Origin of the sequence: Paenibacillus sp. Root52, from assembly GCF_001426865.1 — a bacterium.
Classification (GTDB): Bacteria; Bacillota; Bacilli; order Paenibacillales; family Paenibacillaceae; genus Paenibacillus.
Genome location: NZ_LMFO01000002.1, coordinates 127,583 through 146,254 on the forward strand (window position 1 = coordinate 127,583; position 18,672 = coordinate 146,254).

12 protein-coding genes are annotated in these 18,672 nt (G+C 46.1%); 3 read left to right on the forward strand and 9 right to left on the reverse strand.

From position 1 onward, the window contains the following. Positions 1–108: 108 nt before the first annotated feature. The 4 genes from ASD24_RS05715 to ASD24_RS05730 all read right to left on the reverse strand — a co-directional run bounded on the left by ASD24_RS05715 (position 109) and on the right by ASD24_RS05730 (position 5,381). Positions 109–990 carry a diacylglycerol kinase gene (locus ASD24_RS05715; protein WP_056692905.1) on the reverse strand — a complete coding sequence of 294 codons (882 nt, stop codon included), beginning with the start codon at positions 988–990 and terminating at the stop codon, positions 109–111. Positions 991–1,614: 624 nt separating this feature from the next. Then, positions 1,615–3,993, reverse strand: a complete 2,379-nt coding sequence (locus ASD24_RS05720; RefSeq protein WP_056692908.1) for a GH36-type glycosyl hydrolase domain-containing protein — start codon at positions 3,991–3,993, stop codon at positions 1,615–1,617. A gap of 315 nt (positions 3,994–4,308) precedes the next feature. Beyond that, entirely contained in the window at positions 4,309–5,088 is a 780-nt protein-coding gene (locus ASD24_RS05725) for a sirohydrochlorin chelatase (protein WP_056692911.1), read from the reverse strand. 2 nt (positions 5,089–5,090) lie between these two features. Beyond that, entirely contained in the window at positions 5,091–5,381 is a 291-nt protein-coding gene (locus ASD24_RS05730) for a YerC/YecD family TrpR-related protein (RefSeq protein ID WP_017690665.1), read from the reverse strand. 454 nt (positions 5,382–5,835) lie between these two features. On the opposite strand from ASD24_RS05730, the gene ASD24_RS05735 reads away from it, so the two are divergent. Both ASD24_RS05735 and ASD24_RS05740 read left to right on the forward strand, forming a co-directional pair. Further along, on the forward strand, positions 5,836–6,471 hold the full coding sequence (locus ASD24_RS05735) for a hypothetical protein (protein ID WP_082560299.1): 636 nt from the start codon (positions 5,836–5,838) through the stop codon (positions 6,469–6,471). A gap of 198 nt (positions 6,472–6,669) precedes the next feature. After that, the gene (locus ASD24_RS05740) at positions 6,670–7,755 is read left to right on the forward strand and encodes a DNA alkylation repair protein (RefSeq protein WP_056692919.1); all 1,086 of its coding nucleotides are present in this window, start codon (positions 6,670–6,672) and stop codon (positions 7,753–7,755) included. Positions 7,756–7,958: 203 nt separating this feature from the next. On the opposite strand, the gene corA is transcribed toward ASD24_RS05740, so the two are convergent. The 4 genes from corA to ASD24_RS05760 all read right to left on the reverse strand — a co-directional run bounded on the left by corA (position 7,959) and on the right by ASD24_RS05760 (position 12,297). Next, positions 7,959–8,918 carry a magnesium/cobalt transporter CorA gene (corA, locus tag ASD24_RS05745; protein ID WP_056692921.1) on the reverse strand — a complete coding sequence of 320 codons (960 nt, stop codon included), beginning with the start codon at positions 8,916–8,918 and terminating at the stop codon, positions 7,959–7,961. Positions 8,919–9,274: 356 nt separating this feature from the next. Beyond that, positions 9,275–10,264, reverse strand: coding sequence for an inorganic phosphate transporter (locus tag ASD24_RS05750; protein ID WP_056692924.1), 990 nt, complete (start codon positions 10,262–10,264; stop codon positions 9,275–9,277). A 14-nt stretch (positions 10,265–10,278) separates the two neighbouring features. Further along, entirely contained in the window at positions 10,279–10,896 is a 618-nt protein-coding gene (locus ASD24_RS05755) for a DUF47 domain-containing protein (RefSeq protein ID WP_056692927.1), read from the reverse strand. Positions 10,897–11,223: 327 nt separating this feature from the next. Then, the gene (locus ASD24_RS05760; protein WP_056692930.1) at positions 11,224–12,297 is read right to left on the reverse strand and encodes a DUF3048 domain-containing protein; all 1,074 of its coding nucleotides are present in this window, start codon (positions 12,295–12,297) and stop codon (positions 11,224–11,226) included. 338 nt (positions 12,298–12,635) lie between these two features. Here ASD24_RS05760 and ASD24_RS05765 point away from each other — a divergent pair, with 338 nt between their 5' ends. After that, a complete protein-coding gene (locus ASD24_RS05765; RefSeq protein ID WP_056692933.1) occupies positions 12,636–13,175 on the forward strand; it encodes a DoxX family protein in 540 nt (179 codons plus the stop codon). Positions 13,176–13,524: 349 nt separating this feature from the next. Here ASD24_RS05765 and ASD24_RS05770 read toward each other — a convergent pair whose 3' ends face one another. After that, complete coding sequence (locus ASD24_RS05770) at positions 13,525–18,309, reverse strand: InlB B-repeat-containing protein (protein ID WP_056692935.1); 4,785 nt, start codon at positions 18,307–18,309, stop codon at positions 13,525–13,527. Positions 18,310–18,672: the final 363 nt, after the last annotated feature.

An 18,672-nucleotide genomic window follows, 5' to 3' on the forward strand; every position in this document is an offset into this window, starting at 1 on the left:
ATCGGGTCTCCAGTGCCTGTCGACTTATGTTTACTTTCGCGTCTTGCAGCACTTGTGGTTGGAGCTATCTCAGTCTTACGACTCTTCTAGTTACAGCTCCCGCTTGAATCAACGATACAGCATCAAGTGATGTCGTAGGTTCTTGAACGTTGCCGGGAGCGTACCGCCCAGCTCTCCATCCAGGTTCAATTGCACATAGCCTGGTGAAGTCACTTCCATATAATCCGTCTGGAAGTGAACAACCTTCTTATCGTTCAGGTGTTCACCACGCAGTGCAAGCGTTACGAGGCGGATCATGTCAGCCAGGTTACATTTGCGCACACCGATGACATCGAACAGTCCATCATCAATCGTCGCACCTGGGGCAAGCTTCTCGAATCCCCCTACGGAGTTCGTATTAGCGATCAGGAACAACATGAATTCATCATGAATTTCCTCCTGACCTGCTGCGCGGATAATTAGCTCCTGCGGAGACAGGCTCGCCATTTTCTCAATGCCCTTCATATAATAGGCTAGTTGCCCAATCATCGTTTTTAGACGACTCGGCACTTCGTAGGTCAGCTCAGTCAATGAACCTCCACCTGCGATGTTGATAAAATATTTATTGTTCACCTTCCCAAGATCCAGAGGACGAAGCTGTTGGTTAATAACCAAATCCACGTAATCCTCCCACTGTCTTGGAATGCCCAGTGCACGCGCAAAATCATTCGTTGTTCCGAGCGGGAACACGCCTAATGGTGGGCGATTCTCACGCTCAGCCATACCGTTGATGACTTCATATAGCGTCCCGTCGCCACCAGCAGCAATAATCATATCGTATCCACGTTCAATGGCGAGTTCTGCTTCCCGGGTTGCATCTCCCTCACCCGTTGTTGCATGACATGAAGCTTCAATACCACCCTGATCCAAACGTTGCAAAATATCAGCCAGACGTTTCTTCATTTCTTCCCGGCCTGAGGTCGGATTATATATTAAACGAGCTTTTTTCATCTCATACGCCACCTATTCCACATTATGCATGAGTCTGTACGATCTCATTCTCATTAGCTTTCATTGTAAGCATCTTGCGCTATCCAGAATTTACCCAACTCATCCTATCCGTTAATCATGCCTTAACAATGTTGTTATCCTATATCTATGCTTAAGGAATTCCGTCTCATTCCCTAAGCCTTTATATTACATCATATCATCAAATGTGAACTTGTCCTAGCCTATAGAGTGCAACCACCCTAGTCCTCGATGAAAATGGTTCCTTTTACATAACACACGATGTTTTTCAAAACCGATTATATAAACTACCATTCTACCCGCCTACGCAAAATTTAACCTACTACAGCTTCAATAAACCTTACTACTCTCCATGAAAAATCGGACATAGGCCTACTCATTATCTCTGATCAGTACGCTAGATGAAGATCATTAATAATATCGAATACTATCTATAAAGCAAAACTGCCCCCTTATCAAGGAGACAGTTTTAATATGAGCTATTCTTTAGAGCACTAGATACTACTCGTATTTTTGAAAACAAAGACCGTTGAATATTTACTGCAAGCTATGTTCTACAAAGGTAGCTACAACTCATTTTAGAGAATTAGTTTTACAAAAACAGATCTACAAAGGCAATTTCACCATTACATTATAGCTTGTCCCAGCTTGTATATTCGTGATGATATCGCCATCAATCCGTTGACCATCCACATAAACTTCCATCGCCTGAACAGATGCATCCTTCTCCATGTTTACGTGCAACTCAGCCCCGCGGAACAAACGTGTAACTGAAGCGTTGTTCCAATCCTCTGGCAGTTGTGGGCGAACTAGAAGTCCTTGCGGGTGACCTTGTAATCCGAACAGACCGTCAATCACACAACGATAGACCCAAGGTACCGTACCTGTGTTGAACAGATTACTGGATCGTCCGGCTGTACGTGGGAATTGGCGATAGGCTCCGCGATAATAATTGGGAATAAATACAGGTAGTTGTCCCCGCTGGATTATATCCTCGGCATTGGGGCCTGGTATCATTTTACGCAGCAAACGATAGGCTCTCTCCTTCTCTCCGACCAGATACAACGAATAGATATAGAATGCTGCAGCATGGTTATATACCGCTCCGTTCTCTGCACTTCCGGGATGCTTTTGCGTAACCCGTCCTACATCTTCCCGCATGGACGTGAAGGACGGCGCTAGCTTCTCGACACCATACGGGGACTCCAACTGCTCCTCTACCGCACGGATTAACTTCTCCCGCTTCTCTTGATCCGCAGCCCCACTCATGAGTGCCCAGCTCTGAGGATTGATATAGATGCGTCCTTCCACATCCGTGCTCACACCAAACACGACATTATCATCCGTAATGCCCCGTGCATACCAGTTACCATCCCAGAGGTACTCATTCGCTACTGCATTAGTCTGCGTGGCTTCCTGACGGAATTCTCCTGTAACCTCAGCATGTCCTGCCTGTTCAGCAATATCTGCCCACACATTAAATGCATATGCCGTCGCAATCGTCAGCCAACCGGACACCCCAATGCCTTTGTATCCTACCATGTTCATCGGATCACACCAGTCACCCTGATTAATGTAGTTCAACCCTCGGCCATCCCGCTCATGGATCAGCCAGCGCATCGCAAGATTCATATGTTCCAATACCGAAGCCTGCTGCTCACTGTCTGCAAAAGAAACCCGTTCCTCCAAAATGCTATAATCATTCGTTTCATCCAAATAAGTTTTGAGGCAGACTGGAAGCCAAATACAGTGGTCGGTATGAGGAATCTGGTTAATATATTTCAACTCTGCGTCCGGGTGCAAAATAATACCGTCTGGCATCGCGCCGCTGATCTGCTGCTGGGACATTGCAGTCAGGAAGGCAGCCCTCGCAATCTGTGGCTGAATATAACTCATGCCCATATTGTCCTGCAAATAGTTTCGGGTCTGCGGATCGGTGGATAGACGATTAGTCTTACCATGATAGTACATTTGGCGAGGTAGCCAGTGATTCACAATGTTATCCAGCCAACCATCCGGCGTCTCGATCTGGATATTGCCTTGCCCTGCGGCAACATAATCCGCATATTCCTTCTCAGCTGCGGTGAAGCCGTCCTGTCCGTTTTTATTTTTGTTCAAAAAGTAGTGCTGGCGGATGCGCTCAATCTCTTCTTCATCATGGGCCGGGCCAAAGACAAATCGATACTCTTGCTCTGCGCCTGCATCTAGCTCCAATCTATATTGCAATACAGCCACAGGCGTCTCGTACCGCGCATCACCACCACGTAGTGTATCCGCTTGAAGTGCCGAAGGAGCATGAAGGCCTCCTTCGCCCTCGAAGCTCTCTTGATTCACTTCCCATGAGACTGGCTTATGCTCTGCAAGCAGATAGGTCTTGTCCTTATAATTTTTAATTTTGCTATAATCCTGATACTTCTGGTACGGCGTGATCGCCGAGCAGACGATGCTCTGCAGATTCTCTACATATGACCCGGATTGGTTCATCCATGACATATAGCCGACCGTAAAATACGGATAGATACTAAGCTTGCGTTTTCTCGAAGACAGGTTCGTCACTCGCACACGCCATAGCTCCATCACCTCTTCCTTCGGTAGACGTAGGGACATTTCAATGCAAATATCGTCTTGAACAACTCTCCAATGAATATCGTTTTTACCTACAGCGAAGGTATATTCGTCGGCCTGTTTACGAACCGGTTCATATGGTGCTGAGAAAAGTTCTCCACTTTCTTCGTCTTTGATATATATAAATCGTCCTGGATGGTGAGCAAAATATGGCTGTTCCGGTTGCATAAACGTTTTGGCTTCCAGGTTGGGCGCGTATGAGTATTTGGCAGGTTCCGGTTGCATAAATTGAGCCACTGCATACCCCCAGCAATTCACATGGATCATCATCTTCTCATTCCACAAAAATCCGGATGCCTTCGGTAGAATCGTCGGGCTTGTCAATTCAACATATTGATTATCTTCCGTTACTTTAATCATCACTGAACCTCACTTTCAGAGTATGAAATCATAATACAGAAAACGTTTTAGGTAACTTGTATACAACTTCGTTCATTATACCACGGGAACGCTTACAATAAATCGTAATTTCAAGAACAAGTTGCATCATAGCGTTTGCTTTAGGACTAGAACTTGATATGCACATTGCAAAAACTCCCATCACAGTTACCGTAGACGTTGTTGGTCATCTACGCTTTACTATGATAGGAGCATATCAGAAATCTTCATGTTGAGTTTGTCTTATCGTTCATGGACACAAGGGAGTTCTAACATTTCTTTCTTCAAAAGAAAGCTTTACACCTCAGTCGCACGACATCGGTCTAACAAAATACGGATCTGCCGTTCCAGCCACTGACCTAAGAGCGGATGTGGCAGCAACGTCTCACCACGATATGCGTAATTCAGATCCTTCAGGCGCTCCGGAATAACGTTCATGGTGAAATAACCGGCACTCAAAAACAGCGGCGCCACGATGACTCGGCTCCCCCGCTCTTCACTCCAATACTTCGCCTTATCATACACGCTCTCCGGGTTAAGCAAAGCATAATCTGTGTGTGCTACACCACTAACCTCACGAACCCGTTCCGCAAGTGAAGCAATACCTACTTCCCAGCGCTGGCGGAATCCATCACGGATACTTCCATGACCCACTAGCAAAATCGTTTCATGCTCAGGCTCCTGCGATAGTGACTTCACCTTGTCCCACACCATAACAGCGATATCAGGATCGTTATCGACCGGATAGCCGAAGTGTACCTTGGCTGTGACATGGAACGGTTCCAGATCAGTTTCGCGTTCTGGCGCGTCTTTGGCGCCAATCGCATACTCTATCTCATCCACATGCGTACTGCCTGAAGATACAAATAAAGGTACGACTAAGAGATCGGTAACACCTTGTGCTTCCAGTCGGTCGATACCGTCCTGGATCAGGCGTCCTTCCACAAGTTCAAGAAAACCGGCTTCAACAGGCATAGCCTCAGGTAAGTTTAACTGAGCGATCGCGTCATCGACGGAGTCTACCCAGGTCTGCTCATGAGAGCCGTGACTAATGATAAGTACACCCGGTTTCTTCATCATTAGCGTCCCAGACGTTCCAAGGTCATTTTATATCCATCGTTACCATAGTTCAGGCAACGTTTAACGCGGGAAATCGTCGCAGTGCTTGCGCCTGTCTCCGCTTCAATCTGATTATACGTGTTGCCTTTACCCAGCATACGGGCAACTTCCAAACGTTGAGACATCGATTGAATCTCATTTACTGTGCATAGATCATCAAAGAACACATAACATTCTTCAATATCTTTCAGTGTTAAGATGGCTTCGAATAATTGCTCAATACTTTTATCATTTAGCTTTTTCAGCTGCATTTTATCATCATCCCCTAGCGGTTACTGTGTACCCCCATTGTACGCATCCTGAGTTGGTATTTCAAGCGTTAACGATTTCACGCAGTGCAGAATAAAAATACATGTTACCGTTTTCAAAAGAACTATTGTCCTCTCACCGCGTACAACTCGTGATAATCCCGCAGTATATCCAGTTTTTCGCCTGTATATTCCCGATTAAATATGTAGGATTTTAACCATCCTAAATGTTACAATTTTGTGTCCGAACTACCCAATACGTCATAGAATCCCCTTTGATGCCATGCGCCCAAATCCGCAAATATCCCGTTTTCCGTGATACCCGCCTACGCCGTCTCTCCGCGAATGACATACAGTATAGCAAAAGGGAGTTCCATCTCGGCCTTGTTATGTACTTTTGACACCAAGCTGAGGGAACGCAATTCCGAAATCCAACATAGAAGGAACGTGATTGTTTATGCCACAGCATTATTATCACCGCCAGCCTACGCCACGGCAACGTCCGTCTTCCCATCCACATCGGCAACGGCAGGCTTATACTTCAGCCTATGCACCGCCAGGGGTTATCCAACGTTCATTAAATGAGGCTCCGGTTCAATCCATGTATCCTGGCGTGGAACCCTATTATCCAAACTTCGCTGAGGTGGAGGCATCTGGACTGGTTCCTTATGGGCAAGGCGCACCTGCCCCCAATTTTTATGCCGGAGGCGCCCCAGTTAGTGCCCCTATTCCGGTTCAAGAACCTGCATCGTCTGGCAGCTCAGGGTTCTCACTTGCCAACATCGGTGAATTAAAAGGGATGATCGACCGTTTCGGTGGTATTGATGGCATCATGAGCGGCATCGGCAAAATGCAAAAAGTTGTCGGCGGTATTCAGCAAATGGCTCCAATGATGAAACTGGTGATGGGAATTTTACCGTTTGGTAAAGGGAAAAACAATAAAAGCGAGGCAGATGCGGATTATGAGGAATATTCTTCGCCTCGGCCACGTAAACGCCGCAAAAAAACAACAACAACTCCTCGTCGCCGTAGCAACACGGTAAAACGTAAAACAAGTTCCGCCAAACGTCGTCCCAAAAGTAGCAAACGTTAACGCTCGCTCTGGCACCTTCTTGAAGAAAGAAGGTGCCTTCATTTTTCTCCATTTTCATTAAGAACCTATGTTCTTATTTCTCTAAATTAAGGTATACTATATATGTTAACCCAACCATTGTACACATTTAGTTGGTCGGGAATATCGAACATAACAATAACGAACTTAGCCATTACATAAGAAACAAGGAGGCAGACTATGGAACTCTTTAAAGATAAATACACACCTGCATTAATAGAACGCACGGGTAAGCTACTGCAACAATTCCATCCCACCCTGGATACTCAGCGTTTTCGCGATCTTGTCTTTGCCGAAGGCTGGGATACATTAGAGTTCAAGGCAAGAATTCGCCGAATTACCCTCGCACTAACTGAAGTACTTCCAACTCGTTATGAGGATGCGTTACAAATCATTGAGCAGGCTGCACCGGACATGCGCGGCGTTGAGTATCTATTCGTACCCGATTACATTGAAGTTAACGGGCTTGAGCCAGAACACTATGCGTTGTCCATGAAGTACTTAACCGTCTTCACACCTTATTCCAGCTCGGAGTTCGCGGTACGCCCGTTTATTGAACGTTATCCCATTGAAACAATGAAGCATTTGATGGAATGGACAGGCAGTTCGAACGAACATATCCGTAGATTAGCAAGCGAAGGTAGCCGTCCGCGTTTACCATGGGGCTCGAAGCTCCGAAGTTTAGTCAGCGATCCTTCACCCGCACTCCCTATTCTCCATGCATTAAAACAGGACGAGTCACTCTATGTGCGTAAAAGTGTGGCAAACCATCTCAATGACATCTCGAAGGATCATCCTGATCTGGTTCTCGATCTCGCATCCACTTGGTATGGGCAGCATGAACATACCGACTGGATTGTACGTCACGCGTGTCGTTCCCTACTTAAGCAAGGACATGTTCAAGCACTGCGTTTATTCGGTTATCTTGAACAGGACGCCATTCATATTGAACATCTAACGCTTGCGCAGGAGACCGTAGCCATCGGTGAGGAACTTCATTTTTCGTTCGATGTGGTAAATGAGAGCGGTGAAGCACAGATGCTGCGAATTGAATACGAGATGGGCTATATGAAGGCAAATGGCAAACAGGCACCCAAACGGTTCAAATGTTCTGACAAGGTATACCCACCAGGAAGAACCCGAGTAACTACGAAGCAATCGTTCAAGGTGATTACCACGAGAAAATACTATGCCGGTCTGCACACGCTAACCATTATTGTGAACGGGGCAGAGACAGCCGCCGCTTCTTTTGTAGTGAAAGTGTAGAGTCACAGCATAACGTAGCGACACACCCAAAAGTTATGCACATCTTATTTGCTGCCGAAAACTTATTCACATGTGGATACATTTGATTTCCCTTGTAAACAAGAATCATAAAGGCCACCTGGCAACTGATCTCCTGACCGTTAATACCGTCTGAGATTTTGCCCTGTGGCCTATACTGATGTAATGTTCGGAATTTTACGCTATCACTTGAACCATCCGCGCTTCACAAACCATGCCACCATACTTCCGCCTAGCACAAACATCAATAACAGTACCGCACCATACCCAAATTTCCACTGTAGCTCAGGCATATAAGCAAAATTCATCCCATAAATACCCGCAATCAGCGTAAGTGGCATAAACACCGTTGTAATCACCGTGAGTGTTTTCATAATCTGATTCATTCGATTGGAGTTCAGTGAGATGTAGCTATCCCGCAGATCTGCTGTCATCTCTCGATCAGCCTCAATCATATCCGTCAGCTTGAGCAGATGATCATAGATATCTGTAAAATACGCTGTATGCTCTCCTGTCCGCTGCACATGTTGGGAATTAATCACTCGGTAGAGGAGATCCCTCATAGGAACTACCGTCCGTCTGAGCTTAAGCAGTCTGCTACGCAGGTCGAACACCTGGTTCATCAGATCCTCTACTGACTCCCTGCCACCCCGGTTTTCCAGATCTGCTAGCTCATCCTCAATGGCAAACAAGGACGGAAAATAATGATCGACGAGTTTGTCCATCACGGTATAGGCTGCAGCTACCGGGCCGCGAGCCCAGATCGTTCGTTCATGTGCGTGATGCAATAACCGCTCCCAAGCCTCATTGACCTCTTCAAGTACACCGTGGTGGAATGAAACTAAGAAGTTAGTTCCTAGAAACAAGTCCACCTCTTCCGCTTCCAGCGTGACTGGATTCAAGGCATGTAACACGAGAAACTGTAAATTATCATAATAGTCGAGCTTTGGACGTTGCAATACATGCAGACAATCTTCTATCGCTAATGGGTGAAAATGAAAATATGTATCCAGCATACGGCTCTCTTCTTCCGTAGGCTGGTTAAAATCTGCCCATACCCAGGCATAATCGTTCAAATCTAGCTCTGCAAGTGGCACATTTACGGAGACTTGATGATCTGGTGTAATTGCGAGTGTACGTATCATAAATTAGACCACGTCCTTGTCCTAGTATCCTTTACGTTATTGTACAATTTAATCATCATATCGTCTCCTGCAACCGCCTGTTAGTCCTTGCTACGTATAGAAGCTCCTGCGAACACGACAACAAAAAAAGCCAACCCTGTTGGCTTCTCTCATTCCCTATCCACAGTTTCCTGTATCCACAGGATAAATATCTTTTGGTTTATCATTCCACGGATGGCTATCCACATATCCAGCCTGTCCACACGTTCATGCACAGGCGTCTCTTCTTTTTGGTTGTATAATTATCCACATATCCCGATATTCACAATGTTATGAACAACTGTCTAGCTTGTCCGTCATGATTAGGAATATATTTTTTAGAAAATGATCCAGTACAGCAAACCTGCTAATGCTGCAGTAATTGGAATCGTAATGAACCAGGTAATAATGATCCGTCCAGCTAGTCCCCATTTTACGGCAGAGAAACGTTTAGCAGAACCAACACCCAGAATTGCGGATGTGATTGCATGCGTTGTACTTACCGGAAGATGTAGTAACGTCGCAGTGAAAATAACGGAAGCCGCTGACAAGTCTGCAGCAAAACCATTAATCGGTTCGATTTTGAAGATTTTGGTTCCCATGGTTTTGATGATTTTCCAACCACCAATGGAAGTACCAAGTGCCATGGCTGTTGCTGCAGAGATTTTAACCCACAGTGGAACCTCCAAATGGTCTTGTACTTTGGCTGCAACGAGAGCAAAGGTGATAATCCCCATCGCTTTTTGTGCATCGTTCGTACCATGCGTAAACGCCTGTAGTGCCGCTGTGAAGATCTGTACCGTACGGAATCCTTTGTTCACATTATGCGGACTGCGTTTGGCGAAAATGTATTTGAGAATAATCATGACCACATAACCTATGGCAAATGCAATCAGAGGTGATAACAACAAACCTCCGACGATATCAATAAATCCACTCCACTTCACTTTGTCCGATCCTGCACCTACGAATACAGCTCCTGCCAACGCTCCAATCAGTGCATGAGAGGATGAAGAAGGAATTCCGAACCACCAGGTTACAAGATTCCAGATAATTGCCGAGATCAAGGTGACGATGACGACCTCAATCCCGTTATCTAACTTGGTGGGGTCGGTCACACTCCCCCCAATCGTCTTCGCAACACCCGTAAACATCATTGCACCGACAAAGTTCATCACGGCTGCGAGCAGAATCGCACGTCGCGGCGTCAGTGCCCGTGTTGATACCGAAGTGGCAATGGCATTAGCCGTGTCATGAAACCCGTTGATGAAGTCAAACGCCAGTGCAAGGAAGACGACTATACCTAATACCCAAATCGTTGTTTCCATTATTCTCTGGCTCCTTAAGAATTACGCATGATGATAGACTCAAGCACGTTCGCTACATGTTCACAAGCATCCGTCGTCGTCTCAAGACGCTCATAAATTTCTTTGCGCTTGATCAGTTCAATTGGATCTGACACGGTAGCGAAGAGATTTTTGATACACATGCGTAGTACTTCGTCGCCCTGGTTTTCCAGATCATTCAAACGAATGGTGTACTCACGGATAGCGAGCAATTTTTTCTGTGACAGCAGATGAATTGCCTTCTGAATTTCGTAAGCCGATTGGCGCAAAATGTCAGCGAATTGAACGATATACTCGTCCGGGTCCGTCAGTTGGTACATATAGAAACGGGAAGCCGTTGCTTCAATTCCGTCCAATACGTCATCAAGAGTTGTTGTCAGCTCCATGATATCATCGCGTTCAATCGGCGTGATAAATGTTTTGTTGAGTTCTGTAATGATCGTATGCACGTAATCATCACATTTCGACTCGTACTTCTTCATTTCATTGGCAAAAAGAGTCACATCCTGAAGGTTGGAAACATGCTGGGAGAAATAATCTGCCGCTTGAACAACCGTGTCTGCCATGTTCTCCAGTGTTTCAAAAAATATATCCTTCTTCTTCTTAAGCTTCATAGCTCTATCCCCTTTACGAGAAATTGCCGATAACCGATGAAACATGAAATGACAACCTTTGATATCTTATCATATTTGTTTCATGGTTTGTACAAAAGGTGTGATCCTTTTTTATATTCTTATCACATTAATCTGAAATGAATCTTAATTATTTGGTATCACTGGCAAATTCAAGGTTAGATTTTACACTGCGTTTACAAATGGAAGCAAAAACCGGATGTAACGGCAATCTCATTTTCACACCAGAGCTAAATTCCACGACCTGAATCATCATCTATTCCGAATCTAAATTCGTCGATTCATATCATTTCTCATCCACTTCTCCATTTATTGCTCACTCAGCTTCACATGGTCGGCAAAACTCGGCTGATTCGGCACAATGCTAATAAACGTCTTACCCGGCACAAGCGCTACCTCACTGCCATCCTGCACAAATCGAATGATATCGCCTTGCTTCTTCTCCCACTGTCCACGGATCATCTTGCCCTTCTGGAATAACATCGCTTCCCCGCCTTGCTCCAGATTGACGGACAATCGTCCTACATCATCGAGCACCTTGTGATCTGCACCCGCAACAATAATGTTAGCTGCTCCAAGTTGTTCACCATTATCCATATCCTGATCGGCTTTGCCGTTTACCAATCTCATATATCGTCCGCTAACTTCATCATAATCATACGTCACAAGGTAACTATTCAATAAATAATGAATTTCGAATTGCTTCGCTGTCTCTCCGCCAGAAGTAGAACCTTCTTCATTATAGGTATAGACAGGCGATACACTATCGTGACTGTAACCCTTGATATCGGCTCCTTCTCTCAGCTTGTCCACAGAGGTGTATAGATTATGCGGAGCTTTACGATCCGAGGAACGCCAGAAATACGGCCCACCGTTTGATATTTCATCCATATGTTGTTTTTGTTGTCGTTGCAGAATCGAATACGCCTCTGGGCTACCGCCTGCATGGACAAGCACCCCGTCATAGCTCTCGCCAAGCTGGATCAGATACGGTCTAATGCTACGCACAGGCCCCACCGTCTCAGCGCCGCCTTCACTCTGGAATATTGCGATGAATCGGGTAATCCCTCCCTCTGCAAGCACCTCCAATATAATATCTGCAGAACTTAGACCCGATTGAGGCCTTGCCGCAGGAGCATTATTAATCATTACAGCCAAGGGTCTGTTTGTGATCGCTTCATTAGAAGGCAAACCTGTAAGCGGGGCAGTAAAGAGAGCTTTCGCTGGTTCTTCGACGACTTGTTCCTCCTGTACGGGTGCTGGAACATTATTCGGCTGCTCTGGCATCTGGGCTAACTCTTTGTCCTGACACGCAGCAAGACTGATGGCAAGGATAAGTAGAGACGTAGCGGATGCAGTTCGTTTCCATGGGAAAAGCTTCAATTCAATGTACCTCCTGAACGGTATGGCTGGATCTAAGATGTGGAGAATATCTCATGTAGAAGACCATTTCACGTTTTTCTTTCCATTTAATCACAAGAGCAGTGGTTTGTCTTTGATTTGGGAGCAATTCTCTACCCCTAAACCTCCATTTGAAACCATGGTTGAGAAACGAAATGTGTCCTAACTGTGAACTTCTCAAACCTTACTTAAAATTTGAATTAGATTGTGATTTTTATCACAAACAAAACAGTCCTCGAACTATACAATAAAGACATCAAAGGTGATCACTTAGAAAAACAAAAACAACACACACTAGATTCCATGAAGGAGTGGTTTATATGTTCAGCTTCAACCAATGGCTTAGAGAAAACAAAGTGGCAATGTGGATTTTGACAGTACTTCGGGTGTATATCGGTTACGATTGGATGACTCACGGATGGAGCAAATTGACCGGCGGATTCCAAGCTAGCGGATTCCTTGCAGGCGCAGTTGGAAAAGCAACTGGTGAGAATCCTACGGTTCAAGCTTGGTGGGGAACGTTCTTAGAGAAATTCGCTGTACCAAACGCTGGATTGTTCGACTTCATTATCCCACTTGGTGAATTCCTTGTAGGTCTGGGTCTCATCCTTGGATGCTTCACAACACTGGCAGCACTGATGGCATTGGTCATGAACTTCGCGTTCCTCTTCTCGGGTACTGTGAGCACGAATGCTCAACTGGTACTAATGCAAATCTTCCTTGTAGTCGCTGGTGCAAATGCTGGTAAAATCGGTCTGGATCACTGGGTACTGCCTTACCTTCGCGGATTGTTCAGCCGTAACAAAGGTAATGACACCAAAGACACACCAACCATTAGCGCGAATCACAAAACAGCTTAATAAATAATCAACAACGCTGCCGCCCTGCTCCCCGTCCCCCCTGGGAGCGGGGCTTTTTTATATCCAATTATTCTATGATCTAAACAAACCGTTCACCATTCTCCACAACAGCTCATTTATTACTTCTTTTGTGCTCTCAACAAGACTATTCTCCTCGGCGTAAGGAGTGAACACGATAAAAAATGAAAAAAAGCCGTTTTACGATACGATATCGTAAACGGCAAGAGAGGTTAATTCCCGAATCGGGTTCATTTATGTCGGGTGCATTCATCAACACTTGCACCATTTCCGCTCGTGTGGCTTACGCTTTCGGAGCGAATTGCCCGTTGCTTCCGCCATCACATCACGATTACTTTACTCGCGCTCTCATTAACACCTGCGTTGCTTCCGCACGGGTTGTCAGCGCCGAAGAATCAAATGCTCCATTGACTCGACCTTTCATCAGACCCGATTGCTGCATGTGAGCTGCTGCCTGCCTTGCCCAAGTCGGGATGCTGGCTGCGTCAGTAAAGGAGGAGTTGATCGCAACGTCAGTCAATGTCAGCGCACGGCTAACCATAACGGCCATCTCCGCACGTGTGATTGGAGCGTTTGGATAAAAGTTACCACTCGCATCCCCTTGAATCCAACCCAGCACACTTGCCTGTGCAATCTCCTTACGAGCCCATTTTTCAATCTGCGCCTCATCCGTGAAAGATAGACTTGTTGCATCTTCATGATCAGACACCGGCTTCAGCATCCGAACAAGCATTGCTGTAAATTCTGCTCGTGTAACTTGCGCTCCTGGATGGAAAGTACCATCAGCATAGCCTTTGACAATACCAAGCCCACCCGCTTCACGAATACTGTCAGCTGCCCAGTGACCTTCAATATCGCTAAAATTGGCTGCTGTAGGAGCATCTATTATTGCCGGAACTGCCATCACAGCAAAACGTGTAAAGTGATTCACATCTACGCGGATTGAATTGCCGTCCACTTTGCCGTCTTCAACCATTGTCCATGGGGTGTTCGGCTCTTGCTGGTAGAAGACCGCAAGTTTCTCATTGCTTCGAAGTAAAGTAGGGTCAAAGGTCAGCGTTAACTTCACTGGAATCTTAAAATTACCCTGCGTATTTTTGGTGAACTCAACCACCTGACTCACAACACGTTGATTACTTGCTAAACCAGTCACCGCTGTGTCTACCATGATCGCTTTAATTTCTAATGGCTGATCTGAAGCACCAGCTGGAACCTCAAGCAGCACTCCTGTGCCTAGCCGAAGCTCGCCAGCTTGCCCTGCAGGAATGGACACGCTTGCCTGCGTAACATTGTTATCATTAGAAGGATTGCCGCTTGAGATCGGACTTGAATTGGAGTTGGAGCCTCCTCCACTTTCGTTGCTTCCACTATCTCCACTACCGCCACCGTTCCCTGTGTTTCCATTGTTTCCGGAGTTACCACCGCCTGGTGGTATAAGCGTCCAACCCGCATATAAGGTCATATCTGCATTTACGGTCGCTGTTGCAAAATCAAACGGCTGACTGCGTGCGATATCCGAGTACCATCCCGTAAACGTATACCCCGTTCGTACCGGATCGCTTGGACGAGATAACATCTCTCCGTTATTTACTTCAATAGCCTGTATTGTCGTTCCACCATCCGCATTAAAGGTGACGGTTCGCAAGGCTATATTCCATTTCGCATACAACGTCATATCTGCCACTACTGTCGTTGTTGCAAAATCGAATGGCTGCCCCGAATCGGTAAACCAGCCAGCAAACGTATAACCTGTGCGCTCTGGATCGGTTGGACGAGACAGAAGGTCGCCATAAGCAACGGTCTGTGGAGCAATTGTAGTGCCTTCATCCGTATCAAATGTAATCTGCTGTACTTGAACTGCCCATTTGGCATACAAAGTTACATCCGAGTGGATCGGCTGACTAAAATCAAACTTAACCGTGAGCTGTGAATCTGCAAACCACCCGGCAAAGACTTGACCTTCCGTATCCGAAGTTGGCTCATTTATTAAGGTTAACTGATCGCCATGTCCGATACTCGTATCCGGTATATCCGAGCCTCCGGTCGTATCAAAGCTAACGGTATAGAGAATACGTTCCCAACCTGCATATAGCTGAACATGATCCTGAATAGACGATGTCGCAAAATCGAAACGTTGCTGTAAGCTAGCATCACTATACCAACCAGCAAAGGTATATCCCGTTCGGCTCGGTTGCTGTGGCTCCTGCACCGGATTGCCATAGTCGAGTAACTGCTCGCTTACTACAGTACCACCATTACTATCAAAGCTGGCTGTATATTGATCGGTACTCCAACCTGCATACAAGGTAATCGAGTCAGTAATGATGATCGTCTGGAAGTCAAATGGCAGCGTATGTGCTGCATCTGCGTACCAATTGGTAAACGTATAACCCGTACGTACCGGATCTGTAGGACGCGTAATCAATGTGCCGTACTCTATCGTCTGATCAGGCACGTTAGCATGACCTCCCTGATATACGTCGAACGTGACCGTATACGATTGGAGCGTCCAGCTTGCATAGAGCTGTGTATCCACCGTTATTGGCATACTTGCAAATTCAAAGCGCTGTGTGTGAGCCACATCTGTGTACCAACCGCCAAATGTATATCCCGTTAGCGTTGGAGCCGTTGGCTCGCTCATGAGCGTACCGTAGTCGATCTGACGATCCGCTATCGCTGTACCTCCGTTACTATTAAAGCTGACGGTGTACTGATTGATATTCCAGCCCGCATATAGTTGAGTATTTGTCGTGATCGGTGTATTCGCAAAATCGAAGAGCTGCGTTTGTGCCGCATCACTATACCAGCTAGAAAATCTGTACCCTGTACGTGTTGGAGCGGTTGGTGCACTAATCGTGGAGCCATACGTAACCGGAACATCTGATACAGCTGTACCTCCGCCGCTATTAAAGCTGACGGAATACTGGTTGATACTCCAGCCAGCGTACAGCTGTGTATTTCCCGTTATCACCGCAGTGGCAAAGTTGAACAGCTGTGTACGACCAGCATCGGTGTACCAACCTGTAAACGTATAACCCATGCGCGACGGAGCAGTTGGTGCGCTAAGCGTAGAGCCATGATTTACCGCAACATCCGCCACTGCCGTACCACCGCTGCTGTTAAAGCTAACCGTATATTGGTTAACAATCCACTCGGCGTATAGCCTCATGTTCTGCGTTATTGCCGTATTTCCAAAATGGAATGGCTGCGTGCGACCCGCATTCGTGTACCAGCCGTTAAATGTATGACCGGCTCGTGTTGGCGCTGTCGGTTCGCTAATGGTCAAGCCATAGTTCACCGGAATATCCGCTACGGCTGTTCCACCACTACTGTCAAAGCTGACGGTATACTGGCTAGCACTCCAACCTGCATACAGCTGTGTATTCGTCGTAATCGCCGTATTCGTAAAATGAAATGGCTGCGTGCGACCCGCATCGCTATACCAACCGGTAAACGTATAACCGGTTCGTGTCGGAGCGGTTGGCTCATCGCCATGATCGCCATAATAGAGATCTTGCGCGGCTACGCTCGTTCCGCCGCCGCTATCGAACAGAAGCTGCCGTGGTGCATAGTAGCTGAATGTGATCGTTGAACTATTGTTAGCCGTGTCGGTGACGATCAGCGTATAACTACCTTCTTGACTGACCTGACCTCCGTTCGCAAATGCCGTACCATTCAGCGTAGCAGTTCCATCGCTAAAAATAATTGTCGGCGGCACCGTATAACGCCCTCCATTGCTTACCCCACTTACTGTCGGCGGTGTTAGATCGACTTCAAATTCAACCTGTGTGGTACCGTAACGGTTCGTTGCCCGTAACGTATAGTTTCCTGCCTCAGTGACCGGCGTTCCACTTACAAAAGGACTGCCATTCAGTACTGCCGTGCCAGAGGTAAATTCCGGATAGAGTATATGATTGTAGATCCCTCTATTACTAATACCGGTTACAACAGGTGGCAGAGGCTGCTCAACACTGACTCGAACCGTCGAATAACCCGAAGCAAATCCATTATCGTTGTATGTCCTCACTGTAAAGCTATCATTACCGTAATAGGAATTTGGAGCCTGATAATTAAAGCCCATACTATCTTGGCTAACCCGCCCATACTGCGGCTGAGTCCGCAACGAAACTCCCTTGGCATTCGCACTATCAGGAACATTCCCCATTAAATCCGAACTGTTAATACGCAATGTCTGTCCCGTAGCGACGGTATAAGTCGTATTTGTGTATGCCACTGTGGAAGGCGACCTTCCTCCATCACCACGTGGAGGGAATAGCCCTCCAAAAACTGTATAATATTTGAATTTGTAAGGATTAATTCTCAAATCAGGTATACCAAATGTATCTTTTCCATTACCACCGAATTTCGACCCTAAGAGTGAAAATAATGCAACGTTTTGCATTAAATCGTAAATACTACCATCACTATTTTTCCAATTGGTCTTCATCGGAACAAGAAATGGTATGGTCTGTCCTAGTAAAACTTCACCATTTTGATTGCTGATATCATTTCCGTCCTGACTACCCATGGGTCTTGCAGCAACAGCAAAGTGTAATGGTAGGTTTTGCAGCGGTGCACTAATACTGGGCAAAGTGAATTTTTGACCACCCTGAGATCCAAACTCATTACTAATCACGGAGGAGAGCTGCGGATAATTCTGCGCATCATACGTAGTCCCATCCAGCTTGAGCCAGCCATCAGGCGAAAATGTATACGGGAAGATGCGTACTTCGCCTGCACGCCCCATGGCAGCCCCGCTACCTTCGTGTGTAGGATATATCCCTGTAGTAGCTATGTAATAACCCATCCCGTCAGGTACGGGAAGTGATTTGAGATCCGGTAACGCAAAATCAGTTACTCCATCGCCCCCATAGCGATAACCAAGCATGGAAAACAAAGCTTGATTACTCTGAATACTCATCTTTTGGCCTGCAGCAAACGCCCAACCCGGCGGCGCAAAATCAAAAGGCAATAGCTGAATCTCTCCTAGATATTTTTCATACCACTCATCTGCGTGTGCTGACCTTGTTGTTCCCAATCCTGCCGATAATGCAGTAAACACGAGCACAAAGACCAGTGTGATTTTCCAAAAAGCACGACAGGTATAACGTATCACTCCAATATCTCCTCCTTATTTACACATTGTTCCTCATGCTAAATGCAGCTCCGCCAAGCCGTGAAATGATGTTTGTACTCTGATGTCTAGCGACCTGAAGCTAAACTTCTCGCCCCTCTGTTACATGGTCCTGATGAGCTTGCATTTTGAGAACAGCCTACCATCCCCGTCAGCATGCGATTTTCCCGTAGCGTATAACATGATTACGCTTAGTTTACTTTATAGATCAGGAAAAGAATATAGCAATTCGTTAGCTATCCAGACTTTATTTTTTTGCACATTTTTACATTTGCAATGATATATATCACAAATATAACTCTAATTTTCCAAAGCGTTACAACGCAAGTTGCTCATATCCAGCTG